At 71.5% G+C, this 15,853-nt stretch carries 17 protein-coding genes; 4 read left to right on the top strand and 13 right to left on the bottom strand.

The genetic code is table 11. The features are described from left to right. Positions 1–50: 50 nt before the first annotated feature. Positions 51–695 (top strand): TetR/AcrR family transcriptional regulator, encoded by a 645-nt coding sequence (locus JIAGA_RS0100890; RefSeq protein WP_026874221.1) that lies wholly within the window; start codon positions 51–53, stop codon positions 693–695. 48 nt (positions 696–743) lie between these two features. Here JIAGA_RS0100890 and JIAGA_RS0100895 read toward each other — a convergent pair whose 3' ends face one another. Then, positions 744–1,559, bottom strand: coding sequence for an alpha/beta fold hydrolase (locus tag JIAGA_RS0100895; protein ID WP_026874222.1), 816 nt, complete (start codon positions 1,557–1,559; stop codon positions 744–746). A gap of 259 nt (positions 1,560–1,818) precedes the next feature. Here JIAGA_RS0100895 and JIAGA_RS26675 point away from each other — a divergent pair, with 259 nt between their 5' ends. Next, positions 1,819–3,144 (top strand): DUF2786 domain-containing protein, encoded by a 1,326-nt coding sequence (locus JIAGA_RS26675; protein WP_157552485.1) that lies wholly within the window; start codon positions 1,819–1,821, stop codon positions 3,142–3,144. A 19-nt stretch (positions 3,145–3,163) separates the two neighbouring features. Here JIAGA_RS26675 and JIAGA_RS0100905 read toward each other — a convergent pair whose 3' ends face one another. The 10 genes from JIAGA_RS0100905 to JIAGA_RS0100950 form a co-directional block, all read right to left on the bottom strand. After that, positions 3,164–3,796, bottom strand: a complete 633-nt coding sequence (locus JIAGA_RS0100905; RefSeq protein WP_026874223.1) for a hypothetical protein — start codon at positions 3,794–3,796, stop codon at positions 3,164–3,166. Positions 3,797–3,949: 153 nt separating this feature from the next. Beyond that, complete coding sequence (locus JIAGA_RS26680; protein WP_051425519.1) at positions 3,950–4,375, bottom strand: pilus assembly protein TadG-related protein; 426 nt, start codon at positions 4,373–4,375, stop codon at positions 3,950–3,952. 25 nt (positions 4,376–4,400) lie between these two features. After that, on the bottom strand, positions 4,401–4,814 hold the full coding sequence (locus JIAGA_RS0100915) for a TadE/TadG family type IV pilus assembly protein (protein ID WP_026874224.1): 414 nt from the start codon (positions 4,812–4,814) through the stop codon (positions 4,401–4,403). After that, the gene (locus JIAGA_RS0100920) at positions 4,811–5,188 is read right to left on the bottom strand and encodes a TadE family protein (RefSeq protein ID WP_026874225.1); all 378 of its coding nucleotides are present in this window, start codon (positions 5,186–5,188) and stop codon (positions 4,811–4,813) included. Before JIAGA_RS0100920 ends, JIAGA_RS0100915 begins: the two co-directional genes overlap by 4 nt. A gap of 7 nt (positions 5,189–5,195) precedes the next feature. Beyond that, a complete protein-coding gene (locus JIAGA_RS0100925; RefSeq protein ID WP_026874226.1) occupies positions 5,196–6,095 on the bottom strand; it encodes a type II secretion system F family protein in 900 nt (299 codons plus the stop codon). Beyond that, positions 6,092–6,961, bottom strand: coding sequence for a type II secretion system F family protein (locus tag JIAGA_RS26685; RefSeq protein ID WP_084469380.1), 870 nt, complete (start codon positions 6,959–6,961; stop codon positions 6,092–6,094). The genes JIAGA_RS0100925 and JIAGA_RS26685 overlap by 4 nt, the downstream gene beginning before the upstream one ends. Continuing rightward, the gene (locus JIAGA_RS26690) at positions 6,958–8,424 is read right to left on the bottom strand and encodes a TadA family conjugal transfer-associated ATPase (protein WP_051425521.1); all 1,467 of its coding nucleotides are present in this window, start codon (positions 8,422–8,424) and stop codon (positions 6,958–6,960) included. The genes JIAGA_RS26685 and JIAGA_RS26690 overlap by 4 nt, the downstream gene beginning before the upstream one ends. Then, positions 8,421–9,245, bottom strand: a complete 825-nt coding sequence (locus JIAGA_RS26695; protein WP_051425522.1) for a hypothetical protein — start codon at positions 9,243–9,245, stop codon at positions 8,421–8,423. Before JIAGA_RS26695 ends, JIAGA_RS26690 begins: the two co-directional genes overlap by 4 nt. Further along, complete coding sequence (locus tag JIAGA_RS26700) at positions 9,242–9,925, bottom strand: SAF domain-containing protein (protein ID WP_169738791.1); 684 nt, start codon at positions 9,923–9,925, stop codon at positions 9,242–9,244. The genes JIAGA_RS26695 and JIAGA_RS26700 overlap by 4 nt, the downstream gene beginning before the upstream one ends. A gap of 120 nt (positions 9,926–10,045) precedes the next feature. Then, on the bottom strand, positions 10,046–10,834 hold the full coding sequence (locus JIAGA_RS0100950; RefSeq protein ID WP_157552487.1) for a hypothetical protein: 789 nt from the start codon (positions 10,832–10,834) through the stop codon (positions 10,046–10,048). 253 nt (positions 10,835–11,087) lie between these two features. Between JIAGA_RS0100950 and JIAGA_RS0100955 the strand changes: the two genes are divergently transcribed. Both JIAGA_RS0100955 and JIAGA_RS0100960 read left to right on the top strand, forming a co-directional pair. After that, a complete protein-coding gene (locus JIAGA_RS0100955; RefSeq protein ID WP_026874228.1) occupies positions 11,088–13,919 on the top strand; it encodes an AfsR/SARP family transcriptional regulator in 2,832 nt (943 codons plus the stop codon). A 94-nt stretch (positions 13,920–14,013) separates the two neighbouring features. Next, positions 14,014–14,472, top strand: coding sequence for an aminoacyl-tRNA deacylase (locus tag JIAGA_RS0100960; protein ID WP_026874229.1), 459 nt, complete (start codon positions 14,014–14,016; stop codon positions 14,470–14,472). Between the two features lie 50 nt (positions 14,473–14,522). Here the strand turns inward: JIAGA_RS0100960 and JIAGA_RS0100965 are convergent, their stop codons facing one another. Together JIAGA_RS0100965 and JIAGA_RS0100970 are read right to left on the bottom strand one after the other, a co-directional pair. Then, positions 14,523–15,359 (bottom strand): NAD-dependent protein deacetylase, encoded by an 837-nt coding sequence (locus tag JIAGA_RS0100965; RefSeq protein ID WP_425402773.1) that lies wholly within the window; start codon positions 15,357–15,359, stop codon positions 14,523–14,525. Between the two features lie 90 nt (positions 15,360–15,449). Next, on the bottom strand, positions 15,450–15,827 hold the full coding sequence (locus tag JIAGA_RS0100970) for a MarR family winged helix-turn-helix transcriptional regulator (protein WP_026874231.1): 378 nt from the start codon (positions 15,825–15,827) through the stop codon (positions 15,450–15,452). Between the last annotated feature and the right edge of the window lie 26 nt (positions 15,828–15,853).

Genomic DNA, 15,853 nt, shown 5'->3' on the forward strand with positions numbered 1-15,853 from the left:
AACTGCGAGCGACTGTCAGTTATCCGGGATCGGCGCTACCATCGGCCGTGATGACGACGGAACCGACAGCGAAGGCGGGCAGCCCGGCGCAGGCCTACGCAGAGCAGCCCATGGGCCTGCGCGAGCGCAAGAAGCTCAAGGCCATGAACCACATCCAGCGGGTGGCGCTGGACCTGTTCGACGAACACGGCTACGCCAACGTGACCATCGAACGCATCGCCGCCGAGGCCGAGGTGTCGCCGAGCTCCATCTACCGGTACTTCGGCACCAAAGAGCAGGTCATCCTCTGGGACGTCTACGACCCCATCGCCATCCAGGCGTTCGATGACGAGCTGGCGGGCAGCGACCCGGTCACCGCCCTGCAGTCGGTCATCGGCGACATGGTCGACGTCATGACCCGCAACGGCGAGGAGGAACTCGCCCGTCGGCGCATGGGCTACGCGATGACCGAACCGTCCGTGCGGGCAGGGATGGACAGACAAGCCGCCGAAGCCGAGGTGGCGATCCGGCAGCTACTCGCCAAGCACAGCGGCCGCGACCCCGGCGATCTCGAACTGCGGGCCACCACGGCGGCCATCATCGCCGCCTTCATGACCGCCATCGCCTACTGGCACGACACCGGCTACCGCGACTCGCTGCGTGACGTCATCGAGACCGCCCTCAAGGTCATCAGCCGGGGCCTGCGGCTCGACTGACCTCGCCCCGGGGGGCGGGTACGCGGCGCGGTCAGGGCGCCAGCCGGTTCAGCGCGCCAGCCGGGCGCGTTCCAGGAACGTCAGCGCGGCGGCGTTGAAGGCCGCCGGCTGCTCCATCGCCAGCGCATGCCCGGTGCCGGGGACGACGGCGCTGGCGGTGAACTGCGCCTCGGCCTCGATGCGCCCCGCGACGGCGTGGATGTCCGACGAGTCGAGGTCGCCGACGAGCACGAGCAGCGGTGCGGCCAGCTCACCCAGCCGGTTCAGCGCGCCGAGCTCGTGTACGGCGCCAGCCGCCGAGGAGTGGTTCTCGATGACGTCCAGTGCCATCTCATGGCAGCGACGGCGTACCTCGGCGTCGACCTGGTCGGGCCGGCGCTGCGGACCGTCGACCCAGGCGCGCAGGAAGCACTCGACGTACCGGGCGGCGTCCATGGCGCGGGCCGCCTCGGACTGCTGGCGCAGCAGGTCCAGGATGGCGGGGTCGCTGAACTGCATGCCGCTGACGCCCGGGCTGGCCAGCACCATCATCTCGACTGCGTCGGGATACAGGAGCGCGAAGTCGATGGCCGTGCGGGCGCCGTAAGAGAGCCCGACCAGGGATGCCCGCCTGATGTCGAGGCCGGCGAGCAGGTCGCGGAGATCCTCGTGTGCGGCGAAGTCGTCCTTCGGTGTGGACGACTGGCCATGGCCGCGGGCGTCGTAGCGGATCACCCGGTAGCCGGCGCGCACGAGCGGACCGACCTGACCGTCCCACATCCGATGGTCGAGCATCCCGCCGTGCAGGAGGATCAGAGCGTGACCTGCCCCTCGGTCCTCGAAGAACAGCTCTCCGTCCTGGACCGGGACTCGGCCACTCGTCATTGCGTGCATCTCCTGAGGAGTCGTCGGTGGAACAAGGCGACCTGACGCAAGCTATGACAGAACGCGACGTGCCCGGTAGCGTCGTCCACCTCGTGGTCACCCCTCGCGGCCCGGAGCCGTGGCCGCGGGCCGCCTCGATCATGACACGGACGGCGGCCCCGAATCTCCCGGTTCGGGCAGGTCGGTGCGGATCGCCTCGGACCTTGTCGGACCGGCCCGCGATGATGGGTGCTGACGGTCGGCGGAACGGAGGCATCGAGTGCGGACCAGCGGGAGCCAGCGCTCCGGCGCTGATGGTGCGCCGCCCAGCCTCGATACGGCGATGCGGCTCATCATGGCCGCCACGGCTGACAGGCTGCACGACCGGGCGGCGGGCGATCACGTGGCCGGCCGGTTGACGTCGTTGCTGCCGTGGCCGCGGGTGGCCCATGCCGCCGTCGCCACCGTACTGCGCACCCAGGTCGAACGGCTGTGGGCCGTCGGCTGGCAACCCGCCGACCTCTACCAGGTGGCGCGGCGCCAGGCTGACGAGCTGGTAGCCGGCCTCGTCGCCGTCGCGGTCGCGGAGGCCACGGCTCAGCATCCCGCCGCCACCACGCATCCACGCTGGCTGGCGCAGCTGCGGCAGCTCGACGTCCACGACGGCTGGTCGGGCGGCAGTCCGTACCCGGCCCAGTGGGCCGACCGCCACGGGTTCACCACTGACGCGCTGTTGGCGGCCACGGTCGACGCGCTCACGGTGGCGTTGCGGCTACCGTCGCTGCCCACGATCCTCCCGCCGCCTGGTGAGACGCGCAGCGACACCGGCGGAGCAGACGCCGCGGATGGGGGTGGCGCGGCGACAGTCGATGAGAAGGTGCTCGGCCGGGTGCGGGCCCTCCTGGCCAAGGCCGAGTCGACGACGTTCCCCGACGAAGCCGAGGCGCTGTCGGCCAAGGCGCAGGAGCTGATGAGCCGGTACGCCATCGAGCAAGCCTTGGCGCAGTCGGCGGTGCCGCCGGGTCTCCGGCCCCCGGGTTCGGCACCCGGCTCGGTGGCGTCGGCACGCCGCATCTGGCTCGACGCGCCGTACCTGAGTGCCAAGACTCTGCTGGTCGCCGAGGTGGGGTCGGCGAATCACTGCCGCACCATCTCGTCGGAGAAGCTCGGCTTCGTCACGGTCCTCGGAGCCGATGTCGACCTCGATGTCGTCGAGGTCCTGACGACGTCCCTGCTGGTGCAGGCCACCCGGGCGATGCTGGCTAACGGCTCGCGCCCCAGCCGGTTGGGAACGTCGCGCACGCGGTCGTTCCGCCACTCCTTCTTGCTGGCCTATGCGACGCGCATCGGCGAGCGCTTGCGCGACACTGCCGAGCGCACCGAGGCCGCGGCCGGCTCAGCACTGGTTCCTCTTTTCGCCGAACGTTCTCGCGCCGTCGACGAGCTCGCCGGAACCCTCTTCCCCGGCGCGGTTCGCCGGCGGTCGTTCTCAGCCGGAAACTCCGACGGCTGGGGCGCCGGCCGCAGCGCCGCCGACCGGGCCGTCCTGTCCGCCGAGCATCGCGCACTCGGCTTCCATGATCATCCAGACATGACCCGGTCCTGACCGGATGAACTTTGGATGATCATGGGGAGTGGGCCGGTTCCGCCAGCGTGACACGGGCGACCAGCCAGCCGCCCTCCGTGGCCGAGTAGCTCAGGCCGACGTTCAGGACCATCCCGGTGTCGTACCTCAGCTGGCCGTGCGTCGAGTGTGTACCAGCGGGTTCGGCCACCGTCACCTCCTGCAGCACCCCGCCGGGAATCTCGTGGATGGGGACACCGCGATACCGGCGCGCCTGCTCGGGTGTGAGCCAGGTGGACATGGCAGCGAACCATGCGTCCTGACCGACCGCCGTCCGGGTGAAGGCATGGCCGAACCCGCGAGCAGCCGCGGCCCAGCCCTCGGGGCCGTCCTGGTCACCGAGCGGCGCTTGGGTGGTCGCCTCCGGAGTCGCCGACGGAGACCCGCGCGGTTCGACCCCGCCGCTGACCGGCAGGGCGTCAGGAGTGTTCCCGTTCGAGCCGCCGCGGACGATTGCCATGCCGATGAACAGCGTGAGGGCGGCAACCACCGCGACCGCCAGAAAGCCGACCCAGCGGGTGCGCCGTCGGCTGCCGCCGACCGGTGCGGCCGCCGGGCCGGGGGAGGGCCCCCTCCGCGGCGGCCACACCGGGACCTCGGGGCGGCGGCTTCGAACCCAGTTCGCGTCGGACATGACGATGACTCCCTTCGTCGGCTGTGCGCCTGGGCTTCGCCGAACTGCCGTCCCACTTTCTGTGGGTGGTTCGGCGCCGCCGAACGTGACAGCGATTCGCGAGGAGTTCGTCCAGGAATGCCGGACGGGTTCGCCTGCGGGCGGTCGGCGTGCTCACAGACCCGTCGCGATCTCCACGGTGGCTTCACCGGTCGCCTCGAGTGTGGTGATGCCGATGATCGGCAGGATGGCGGCCGGTTCCGTGGCATCGGTACGCACCACGATTCTGGTGCCGCTGACCGACACCGTTCCGCGTACTCCCGCGGCCGCCAGGTGGGCACGGGCGGCTGCCACCGCCCTGGCTCGGTGCAGGCCGGCCGCGCCGGCGACGACCGAGCCGTCGATCTCCTGACCGGCCGCCCGGGCGGCCTCGGCGGCGACGGCGTCGGCTCGCTGCTGGGCGGTCATCTGAGCACGCCCGTCGAACACGAGACCGACCATCGCGATCAGCGCGACAGTGACCACCGCGAAGATCAGCGTGATGCCGCCGGCCTCGCGACTGCGCGGACCGTGGCGATCGCCGCCACCTACGGGCGTCACACGATGGGGGCGTGGTCGCATCAGCTCATCTCTCCCGGTAGGTGTCGACGGGACTGACGGCCGAGGACCGGATCATCAGCGATGGAACCGGCAGTTGAAGGTCGCTGACCCGCAGCGGGCAGCTGACCGTGACCGTCACCTGCCCTCGGGTCCCTGCCGGCGCACGGAGACCGGTCACGTCCACGTCCACCGTCGTGCGCAGGCAGGACAGGCCTTGGTCTGTCAACGAGGCCCGTGCCACATCGACTGCGGCCTCGCGCCCGGCCGCGGCAGTGCGTTCCAGCGACGCCGCACGTGCTGCGTCGGCGGCGGCGCGCTCGACGGCGGCATCCGCCACCGCATGTCGCCCGGCCAGTGCGAGCAGGGCGATGATCAGGAGCAGCCCCGGTGCCAGAACGGCGAGCTCCAGCGTGGCCGACCCCCGTTGCGCCCTGTTCACGGGCCGGTCCAGCGCCTGATCGGTGCGGTCGCGGACTGCCTGACGTCTACACGCCAGCCGGGGATCAGGGTCGTCGACGTGCCGGTGACCGTGACGGTGACGGTGTCGCCATCGGAGGATTCTCGGATGTCATCGACCCGCACCACCGCGGCGCGGTCGCCGAGGAACGTGGCCGCGCGCGCCGCCCCGCCGGCACCGTCGGCCACACTGGCGGCACGAGCGCCCTCCTGGGCAGCAGCCAGGGCGACGTTGCGGGCATGAAACCAGATGGCGCCGTGGACCATGCCGAAGATCAGCAGGAAGACGGCTGGCCAGAGGATCACCGTCTCCAGGGTTGCCGAGCCGCGTTCAGCCGCCCGTCGGTGCTCGACCATGTCTGCCTCACCCGATCCGCATGGCCACCGGCGTGGCGAGTAGCAACATGAACACCACCGACGTGGCAGCCAGTGGCGCGGTGGCACGTTCGGTTCTGGCGCCGGCCCGGGCCTGATCGGTAGCGAGGATCTCGCTGCGCATCGCCGAGGCTCGCGCCCGCAGGACGTCGTACACCGTGGCGCCTTCGACGGCGGACATCCGCATCACGTCGGCCGTGTCGGCGAGGTCGGGCAGGCGGAGGTCGTCACCGACGGCGCGTAAGGCCTCCCACGCCGGAACGCCGGACCAGCGGGCATGCGCGAGCTCGTCGCGCAGCCGGTGGAACGCCCACGACTCGCCGATGCGGGCCGCCGACTCCAACGCCTGCGTGGTCCCGGCACCGGCGGCGCGCTCCAGGGCGACGAGATCGATGTAGCTGGTCATCGCCCGGCGGAACTCGGCTCGCTTCGCCCTGGCCAGGTCGGCGACATTGGCCAGCGGGAGGAACGACATGGCGACCGCGGCCACGACGCCGGTGACCGTCGGTACGGTGACGGGCAGCGTCACGCCACTGACGGCGAGCATCGCCGAGCCGGCCGCGGGCAGCAGCATTCCGATGCCTGCGCACACGGCGCGCTCACCGAGGAACTGCGGAACGCTCCTGCGTAGCAGCGCGAGATCCCTGTGCGGCACATGGAGCAGGGCCCAGCCACCGGCGCGGCGCAGCATCACCCGGCCCACCCGGCCGGCCCATCCGTCGTCGGAGCCGACGGGGTCGCCGGCAGATGCGTCCGCGCCGGTGAGCCGGCGCGCGGTGTGCACCGGATGCGGGCGCCGCGTCGGGCGACCGATCAGCTCGCGCAAGATCATGAGCAACCCGGCACCGGCCAGCAGGCCGAGCAGAACGGCGGATTGCGTGGTCGTCATCGCGCCTCCTCGGTGGCGAGGATGCGCGGCTGACGTGGGGCCATGGTCATGCGGCGCATCCAGACCAGACACCCGACGTAGCAGGCCAGCAGGACCAGCAGGATGAGTTGGCCGGTGCCGGTCCGGTAGGGGTCGGCATGCGGCGTGAGCAGCATCAGAGTGAGACCGACGGCGCTGATCAGCGTCACCAGGCGGGCGGTGGTCCTGCCTTTGGCCTGCTCGGCGTCGACGCCGCGCCGCGCCCGGACGTCGTCGCGGACAGCAGCGGCCAGTCCGTCCAGCACGTTGCTGAGCTGATCGCCGCGACGGTGCGCGCCGAGGAGCAGCGCCGCGGTCAGGAAGTCGCCGGTGGCGTCGTCGAGATCGTCCGCGAACGCCCGGAGCGCGGCCTCCGTGTCCCAGCGCGCCTGCAGACGGGCGACGAGCCGGGCGACGTCGGACCTGATGGGTGCCGGAGCCGACCGCAGGCTCGAGGTGATGGCCTGTTCGATGCCGACGCCCACGCCGAGGACGCTGGACAGGTTCTGCGCCCAGTCGCTGAGCGCTTCGAGCCGCTCGATGTCGGCCTTGCTCGTCGAGGTCTGCAGCAGCACCGGCAACCCCCAGACCGCGGCGGGCAGCACGACGACGGCCAGCATCCAGCCCGTGACCAGCCAGCCGACGACGCCGATGCCGGCGGCGAGAGCGATGCGCTCGCGAGCCCGACGCTGGGCGGGCGTGTGTCCGCGCAAGGACGCGAGAAGGTGTCGCACTGGTCTGCGCCGCGGTGCGCCGAGGTCGGCCGGCCGCTTGACCAAGCCCCATCCGGTGGCCGTCAGGCCACCGAGGCCAGCAATCGTGGTGACGGCGGCCAGCACTGGTCTCATGACAGCACCTCGACCGGTCTCGCCAGCCAGGACGGCGTCGAGGCCGGGGTCAGCCGCCCGTCGGGGCCGGACAGGAACACGTCGGTCACCGCGGGCATTCCGCGTTCGCCCGGCTCCAACGCGATGATCTCGGTGATCTGCCGGCGCCGATGGGTGTCGTCGCGCCGCAGCTCGACATGCACGATGAGGTCGACGTGCTGGGCGATCTGGCGATACGCGAACTCCGGCGAGATGTGCTGGCCTGCTTCCAAGGCGCAGGTGACCAGTCGTTCGATGGCGGCGCGGGCACCGTGCGCGTGGATGGTGGACAGGGATCCCGCGCCGGCCTGCATGGCTTTGAACATCGGCAGGACCTCGCGGCCCCGGACCTCACCGACGATCAGCCGATCGAGGTTCATGCGCAGGGCGTCGTAGACGAGGTCGTCGAGGGTGATCTCGCCGACGGCCCGCCCGTCCGCTCCGCGCTCGCCGCTGCCGGGCCGCGCCTCCCATGCGATGACCCGGCGGTGCCGGTCGCGCATGTGATGCAGCCCGAGCTCGTACTCCGTCTCGATGGTGCCGAGCTTCTCCTCGGGGTCGATCTCATTGGCCAACGCCCTGGTCAAGGTGGTCTTTCCGGCGCCCATGGAGCCGGAGACGACGATGCTGCGACGGGACCGGACGGCGGTGCGGAGGAACCTCGCGGCCGGCTCGGTCAGCGACCCTCGGGCGACGAGATCGTCCAGGTCGATGTCGACCAGCCGGTGTCGTCTGATGACGACCACCGGCTGGTGTGTCGTCCAGCCTGATGCGGCGAGCCGGTGCCCACCGTGAAGGTGCAGATGCAGGCTCGGGCTGGCCGTGGAGAAGTTGCGCTCACTCGTACCGCCGCGGGAGGCGAGGAACGTCAGCATGTCGATGAGTTCGTCGTCGGTCTCGACGATGGGCGGGCGGCGGGTGATGCGGCCGTCGCCGTCGATGACGACCACCGGCTCGGCGCCGTAGACCTCGATGTTCTCCACGCCAGGGTCGTCGACGAGCGGCTGCAGGGGGCCGAGCCCGAACAGCGCGTCGAAGACGGCGCGTGCGAGAACGGCTTGGTGGTCCTCCGGGAACGCCGGTAGGCCACTGGTGACGGCGCGCCGGAGATGGTCCTCCAGGAGTGCGGCGATGACCTCGCTGCCGATAGCGCGCCGCTCGTCTTCGGAGGCGTTCTCGTCGACTCGGTCGGAGAGCCGGGCGGCAGCCTGCTGGCGGAACTCACGAACCAGCGACCAGTCGACGTCGACAAGGGTGTCCGAGCCGACGACCTCGGCGCGCACGGTGGTGGAGGTGCGGACCGGCGGCATCGCGGCCAGGAGATCGCGGGTGCTCGGGCGGGGCGCAGTGGCGGTTTCACCGGTGGGCGGGTCCGCCCCGAACCCGGCCGGTGGCTGGAAGATGGGCAGGCCGGTGATGCTCCCGGCAGGGGACGACTCGGTCATCGCACTCCCTTCCCGCTCTGGACCGTGCTGGCGAGTGGCGTGCTCAAGACCTGGCTGCGGCGTTCGTCGGCGGCTTGCAGTTCGGCGACCGCGGCCCGCCCGGACCGGATCAGCCGCGACGTGGTCAGCCGGCTCAGACTGCTCCGGACACGCTCACGGCCGTTGACCCGATCGGCAGCGGCCGGGTCCCAGTCGATGCACGCCCAGACCGGCAGGGTGGTGGCCTCGGCGGCCTCGCCGGCCCGGTGCGGCCGCCCAGGTCCGACCAGCAGCAGGCCGCGACGGTCGAGGCTGGCGTCGGCGGCACTGCCGGGCAGCTGGTCGGCGCTGGCCCGCACGGCGACGAGGTCGTCGAGGGCGGTTCGCGTGACGACGGCCACCAGATCGGCAGAGCGCAGGAGCGGGTCGGGTCCGTGGGTCATGCCGAACCGGCCGGTGTCGATGATGACGTCGACACCGTGCCTGGTCACGCCACGGAGCAGGGTGGCGAGAGTGACCCAGAAGTCGTCGGTGAGGCTGGCCGCCTGAGCCCGCGTGGCCAGGCCGGGTAGGGCGAGGCGGCCGCCGTCGGCGGTGAGCGCGATGGTCTGCCCGCGTACCGCGCTCGGACTGAGCGCACCGTTGCGGTGCGCGACGGCGAGGTTGATCAGACCGAGCTGGTGGTCGACCTCGCCGCGCAGGTGGCCGGCCTTGATGCTGCTGCTTCCGCTGACGTCGGCCTCGACCAGGAGCACGGGGCGCGGCCAGGTGAGCGCGGCAACGAGGGCGGTGGTGGTGACGCCTGGCGCGCCCCGGACGGAGGTCAGTGCGAGGACCGTCACGGCTCCTCCTCGGTGTGGGGCGCATCGAGGGCGATACCGACGCGGCCGGTGGCGACGTGGGCGATGAGCGTTCCCGCAACGTCGTCACTCACGACGACGTCCACGACCACGTGGCCGGAGTCGAGAAGCCCGGAGACGCCGACGACGGTGGCAGGGATCCCCTCGGTGTGATCGTCCGATGGCCGGTCGCCAGGGTTGGGAGTACCGAAGACGCGGATCCGGTCACCCGCGTTCAGCTCGAATCGAGGCAGCTGCGCCTCGGTGACCGCGACCCCCACCACGCTCTGTCCGGAGGAAGGGATCGGCGCGGACGTCACGGCCGCCGCCGTGAGTAGGGTGCCGCCGACGAGATCCGTGGCCGCCCGTCGTCCGACGACACGGTCGAGCTCGGCCGCGGCGACCGGCTGCAGGGCGGGGTCGGGCGCCGCCCGGGCGGTCGTGAGGTGCTGGGTCTCGATGACCTGGCCTCGATGGACGGTCTCGGTCAGCGCCAGCACCGGCATGGTGTCACCCAAGGACTGGGCGAGGTACGCCGCACCGGCGCCGCAGGCGGCCAGAAGACCGACTCCGAGGCCGATGAGGGCCGGCCGCCGTCGGTATCGGCGCTCCGGATGGGTGATGCCAGAGAACGTGGGCTCGAAGGCATGGTCGGTGGTGTCTGCCCGAGCGGTCTGCGCCATGGTCGTCCCCTCACGGGTCGTTCTGGTCGCTCGCTCGTTGATCGACATCGTGGCGAGCCTGCAAACATTAGTGATCGTTTCGCGTTTGTCAACCCGCTTCCTCGCTCTCGGTCACACCGATCAGGCAGCATCGGCCCAGGCCGGCCGGGGTAGGCGTACGGCCTCTGCCAATCGCTGGACGGCTCGGCTGCACCGTTGCCGGACGGTGGCGGGAGTCAGCCCGAGCTCTCGCGCTACCGGCGACGCGCCGCCGTCGTGACCGGGCCGCGGGCAGTAGACGCGAAGGAGCAACGAGGCGTCGTCCGGCGAGATGACCTGAGCGCTGATGCCCCAGGTCAGCGTGTCGAGGAGTTCTGCGGCAGGTGCTGGCCCCCGGACCATGAACATCGGTTCCGCGGCCTCGAGCATGGCGATGTCGACGGCCTCGGGCGCACGGTCGTCCAGGGCGGCGGTGAAGTGGGCGAGCGCGTCCATGCAGAGATTGACGGCGACTTTGTGCCGGCGTCGGTGACGTGGGTAGGCGGCGATGGCGTGCCACAGCGCCGCGACCGCGGCCGCGGTTAGCTGGGCCAGGTCACCGCGAATACTGGGGTGCTTGGGGCGGTGTGCACGACGGGCGAGGTTGACCGCCCGGCCCAGCAAGGCTTGGAGCACGAGGCGACCCGCCAGCTCGTCGCCGTTCTCGACGTGGTGGTCCAGCAGGGCGAGCAAGAGCTGGTCGGCAGCCCGCGGCTGATGCCGTCGGGTCCACTGGACGGCGTCGAGCGCGTCTGCCAGCACGTCGCAGCCGGGTAGCGCGGCCACCGGCCAACGGGCCGGGATCGCACGCGCGGAGAGCTCCTGCCACTCGGCGTTCAGCTGGTCGGTGATCAAGGGGTGGGGATGAGCGTTGGGTGGTGTCGACGTCATCGGCGGACTCCTTGCGGCTGGACGGTCGCGATGCGGGGAGTCCAGCCGGTGGCGTTTGCCCGCCCGTTAGCCCGAACAGGCTTCGGGCGCCTCGAATCGTTTGCCCGTTCTGAATCGGGCGGATCGGGTGCGAAACGACGACGGGTCGGGCATTCTTGAAGGCTTTGTCCGGGCCGGCTGTCACATTCGCCGGCCCGGCGGCACCCACTGCGGGAAAGAGCGAATCCGAGCTGTCGAAGGAGGTGTCCCGGTCATGGCGGTTGCATCGGTCCCGCGGTCGCAGGCTGCCGTTCGCGGTGCGGCGGCGTTCGGTGCTCTCGCCTTGCTGGTCGCCGGCGTGCCGGCCGTCCTGTGGGCCGTCAGCGGGTCGCCACTGCCCGATGCATGGCCGTCCGCGCACGATGTGTGGGCGGCAGTGGCCATGCCGGACGACGGCACCCTGTTCCTCGCGGTCCTGATCGCTGTCGGGTGGGCGGGTTGGCTGACGTTCGTGCTGAGCCTGCTGGTCGAACTGGTCGCGGCGGTGCGGGGAACGACGGCGCCACGGCTGCCCGGTCTCGGAGCGCAGCAGCGGTGGGTCGCCGGCATGGTGGCTGCGGTGGCGGCGCTCGGCGGTGGAGCCCAGGCGGCCCACGCCGGCTCCGCGACGGCGCCGCCGTGGGAGCCCGCGCCCCCGGTCACCACCGACCTGTTCGACCAGCACGTTCCGGCGGACGACGGCGGCGCGGTGCCTGGCGGCGCCCCGGGTGATCCGGACGCGGCACCGAACGTCCGCGTCCACGTGGTGCGGCAGGGGGACACACTGTGGCGGGTCGCCGACACCCGGCTCGGCGACGCCCACCGGTATCCGGAGATCGTCAGGGCCACCGCCGACGTGGTGCAGCCGGACGGCCGGCGGCTGACCGACCCGGATCTCATCCTTCCGGGCTGGACGTTGACCATTCCGCCGGTGGAGGGGAGCGGCGGCGGCGGGGGCCTCCCCGACACTGGTTCGGCGCCGACCGAGCCGGCTTCGCTGAGGCAGGATTCGACCGGCCCGGCCTCGACTGGCCCGGCTACCACCACCTCGGGGACAGCACCGCCAGCCGACGCCGGGCCGGCCGCGCCCGCCTGCCGTGCCAGCACCGGCCTCGAACCAGCTGACCCTGAGACAGACCAGGTCCACGACGGTCTCGTCCGAACCGTCGGCGGCGTCGGCGCCGTCCTCGCGGCCGGGCTGACCGGTGTCCTGACCGTGCGGCGGGCCCGGCGGCAGCGCCGACGCAGGCCCGGGGATCGGCTCGTCGCTGCGTCACCGGCCGATCGCGCGGCTGAGACCGAACTGCGCCAGGCCGCCGATCCGGATGCGGTCGCGTTCGTCGACCTCACTTTGAGGGGTCTCGCCGAGAGCCTCGCCCGCACCGGTCGCGGCCTACCACTGGTGCGAGCCGCCCGGCTGACGCGCCGTGATCTCGAGCTCTACCTGGCCGCACCCGGCGACCTTCCCGCACCGTTCGTCGGCACCGCCCACGGCGGGGTCTGGACGGCAAGTAGGGCCTCGCCCGGGGCACCGGCTGATCACCAACCCGGCGACGGACCCGCGCCGTACCCCAGCCTGGTCAGCGTGGGACACGACGGCGACGACGGCTTGGTGCTGCTTGACCTGGAACAACTCGGGTCGCTCGTCGTCGACGGCCCACCGGACCTGGTGCATTCGGCCATCACGGCCATGGCCGCGGAACTGGCCACCAGCCGTTGGGCCGACGACCTCCGGATCTCCGTGGTCGGCGGGGGCGCCTGGGCTGACCTCGGCCTCCTGCAGACCGGCCGGGTCCGGATGGTCACCGATGTCGAGGCGCTGCTGGCGGAACTCACGGTTCGGGCCGCCGACGACCGGCTGTTGCTCGCGGCGGCCGGCGTCCACGGTCTCGGCGGGGCACGTGCGGCCCGCCTGGCGGAGGCCGCATGGACCCCGGAGATCCTGGTGATCGCCGAGCCACTGCCCGAGGACCAGTGGCGCCGCCTCGAGACGTTGATCGAGACCGCGCCCCGGGTGGCCGTGGCCGCGGTGATCGGTGGTCACGGCGCAGCTAGCGGCTGGGCCTTGCGAATGCGCGGCACCGTGAGCGACCCGGTCGCGGTGCTGGAACCGCTCGGTGTCCCGCTGCGGCCACAGCTCCTGGACGACGCGACGCGTGCCCGCGTGCGCGAGCTGGTGCGGGCGGCCGACTCCACGGCATCCGAACTGCCCGAAGCACGCGGATCCACGCAGCCCGCCCGCCCGGCCGGGCAACCGCCGGACGCTACCGAAGGGCCACCCTCGTCCGACTCCACCCGAGCCGAGTCACGCCGCGCGCTGCCCGGCTCGGCTCCTCGACTGCTCATGCTGGGCCGGGTCGGCGTGGAGCACACGGCGGAGTTGGTCGAACCCACCAAGCTCGGCCAACTCACCGAACTGGCCATGTTCATCGCGCTCAACCCGGGGTGCGACACCAACGCCATCGACGAAGCCATCTGGCCGGGCTCGGGCGTCACTCGCACCACGCGCGGTACCGCCATCTCCAAGCTGCGCCGGTGGTTAGGCACCGACGCGACCGGCGCATCGCTGCTGCCCCGTACCGAGGGCGGCTACACCTTCCTGCCGGACGTCCGCAGCGACTGGCAGGAGTGGTGCGAGCTGCTCTCCGAGGGGCCCGCACGGGCGACCACCACCGAGCTGAGAGCCGCATTGGCGCTGGTGCGTGGCCGGCCTTTCTCCGGCCGCGGCCGGAGACGGTATGCCTGGGTCGACCACATCGCGCAGGAGATGATCTCGAGCATCGTCGACGCCTGTCATGAGCTGGCGATGCGTGCCCTGGTGGACGGCGATCCGTCGGAGGCACTACGTGTCGCCTTGCTCGGGCTGTCGGTGGAGCCAGGTGTCGAGCTTCTCTGGCGCGACCGGCTCAAGGCCGAGCTGTCCATCGGCGACCGCTCCACCGTGCTCGAGAGCATCAGCAGGTTGCGCAGTACAGCGGACGACCTGGGAGGTGATCTCGAGCCGGAGACCGAGGAACTGATCGAGCGCATCACGTCGCGGGGTGGCGGGCTGACGGCAACCAGGTGAGGATCGCGGGACCGGCCTGTAGACGGGTGGCGCGGCGGCCGGAGCCCGTGCCGGCCATGACACGTTGCGCCCACCCCGGCATAGGCTTCCCCTCATGAGCGAGGAGCGGGCACTGGCGGCCCTGGACGCATCCGGCCTGGAGTATCAGATCGCCCGCCACCCACCGGTGAACAGCCTGGAAGAGGCCGCCGCGGCCCGTGGCGTCGAGCCGGCGGCGGTGATCAAGTCGATCGTGGTCCGGCGTGCCGATGACGACTATGTCTTCGTGCTCGTACCGGGCGATCGCACCATCGCCTGGCCGAAGCTGCGCGCGCTGCTCGGAGTCAGCCGACTCTCCATGCCGGACGCTGACACGGCCCGTGACGTCACGGGATACGAGCGCGGGACCATCACCCCGTTCGGCTCCACGCAGGCGTGGCCGGTGATCGCGGATCAGCGCATTCAGGGCCGGACGGTCTCCATCGGCGCGGGCGCGTTCGGCGTCGCGGCCACGGTTGGTGGTGACGAGTTGCTCAAGGCGCTCGACGCCACCGTCGCCGACGTCACGGAGTAACCCCGCCGGCCTCGCAACCGGTCAGGACCTTTGTGGCGGGCTCGCCGTCCTCACGTCGGGATCGTCGTGGGCACGGTGTCCGCCAGCTCCGTCAGCACCGGAGAGCAGCCGGCGTCGATCTTGATCGTGGCGAGGTCGTCGCCGCGAGTCCGGCCGCGGTTGACGACCACGATCGGACGGCCCGACTTGTGCGCGTGCCGGACGAACCGCAGTCCCGACAGGACGGTCAGCGACGAACCGGCCACCAGCAGCGCGTCCGCCGCGTCGACCATCGCGTAGGCCGCCGCGACCCGCGGCTTCGGCACGTTCTCGCCGAAGTAGACAATGTCGGGTTTGAGGATGCCGCCGCAGTGCTCGCAGTCGGCCACGCGGAAATGCGCCGTCGCGTCGATGACGGCGTCGGCGTCCGGGGCGATCTCGGCGTCCCCGACGTCGTCGGCGAAGTCGGGGTTGAGCGCGTCGAGGCGGGCGGCGAGGTGGTCGCGGGACACGACGCGCCGGCAGGTCAGGCAGATGACGCGGTCGTAGCGTCCGTGCAGGTCGATGACGTTGCGGCTGCCTGCGGCCTCGTGCAGTGTGTCGACGTTCTGGGTGATCACGCCGATCACGGCGCCGGCGGCCTCGAGCCGGCTCAGCGCGTGGTGGCCGGCGTTCGGCCGGGTGCGGTGCACGTGCCGCCATCCCACGTGGTTGCGCGCCCAGTAGTGCCGCCGTCGATCTGGGTCGCCGACGAACTGCTGGTAGGTCATGGGTGTCCGCGGCGGGGAGTCCGGTCCGCGGTAGTCGGGGATCCCGGAGTCGGTCGAGATGCCGGCTCCGGTGAGCACGGTGATACGGCGCCCGGCGAGCAACTGCGTCACCGCAGCGAGGGGTTCGCCGAAACCGATGCCGTCGAGCACGCTTCGACCCTATGTCGACATCCCCGATCGGCCCGTGCGAGGTCTGGGTACGCCTGGAGGCAGCCGGCGATCCACCGCCTACGCCAGATGGTCGGCGAGCACCCGGCGGTGGGTTTCGCGGGCCTCCGTGTGCTGGGCTCGTCCCAGCGTGGTGGGTTTGACGAAGCAGGCCCGTCTATCGTCCTGACAGATGATCCGCTCGACGAGGCCGGCTCGCTCGAGCCTGGCGACGGCGCGCGACAGGGCACTCTGACTGAGGTACATGTCGGAAGCCAGGTCGTGCATGCGCAGCTTCTCCTGGCCCGATTCGATCAGCCGGTCGAGCGCCTCGAACTCGCTCAGGCCCAGCGCGTGCCGTTCCGACAGATGGCGGTCCAGAGCGGAAGCGATCTCGTTGTAGCTGGTCAGCAGGTCGCGCCACTGGGCGACAAGCTGTCGCTCATGGGTCTTGACCATGCGCGCACTGTAGCAGGAAAGCGCGA

Origin of the sequence: Jiangella gansuensis DSM 44835 (assembly GCF_000515395.1) — a bacterium.
Lineage (GTDB): Bacteria > Actinomycetota > Actinomycetes > Jiangellales > Jiangellaceae > Jiangella > Jiangella gansuensis.

What these genes read in the sequence shown, in the direction of transcription:
- JIAGA_RS26700 (WP_169738791.1), bottom strand. Translation starts at nt 9,925, where the DNA reads ATGGCGCAGACCGCTCGGGCAGACACCACCGACCATGCCTTCGAGCCC.
- JIAGA_RS0100895 (WP_026874222.1), bottom strand. Translation starts at nt 1,559, where the DNA reads ATGACGAGTGGCCGAGTCCCGGTCCAGGACGGAGAGCTGTTCTTCGAG.
- JIAGA_RS26690 (WP_051425521.1), bottom strand. Translation starts at nt 8,424, where the DNA reads ATGACCGAGTCGTCCCCTGCCGGGAGCATCACCGGCCTGCCCATCTTC.
- JIAGA_RS0100970 (WP_026874231.1), bottom strand. Translation starts at nt 15,827, where the DNA reads ATGGTCAAGACCCATGAGCGACAGCTTGTCGCCCAGTGGCGCGACCTG.
- JIAGA_RS0100920 (WP_026874225.1), bottom strand. Translation starts at nt 5,188, where the DNA reads ATGGTCGAGCACCGACGGGCGGCTGAACGCGGCTCGGCAACCCTGGAG.
- JIAGA_RS0100925 (WP_026874226.1), bottom strand. Translation starts at nt 6,095, where the DNA reads ATGACGACCACGCAATCCGCCGTTCTGCTCGGCCTGCTGGCCGGTGCC.
- JIAGA_RS0100950 (WP_157552487.1), bottom strand. Translation starts at nt 10,834, where the DNA reads ATGACGTCGACACCACCCAACGCTCATCCCCACCCCTTGATCACCGAC.
- JIAGA_RS0100905 (WP_026874223.1), bottom strand. Translation starts at nt 3,796, where the DNA reads ATGTCCGACGCGAACTGGGTTCGAAGCCGCCGCCCCGAGGTCCCGGTG.
- JIAGA_RS26685 (WP_084469380.1), bottom strand. Translation starts at nt 6,961, where the DNA reads ATGAGACCAGTGCTGGCCGCCGTCACCACGATTGCTGGCCTCGGTGGC.
- JIAGA_RS0100890 (WP_026874221.1), top strand. Translation starts at nt 51, where the DNA reads ATGACGACGGAACCGACAGCGAAGGCGGGCAGCCCGGCGCAGGCCTAC.
- JIAGA_RS0100960 (WP_026874229.1), top strand. Translation starts at nt 14,014, where the DNA reads ATGAGCGAGGAGCGGGCACTGGCGGCCCTGGACGCATCCGGCCTGGAG.
- JIAGA_RS0100955 (WP_026874228.1), top strand. Translation starts at nt 11,088, where the DNA reads ATGGCGGTTGCATCGGTCCCGCGGTCGCAGGCTGCCGTTCGCGGTGCG.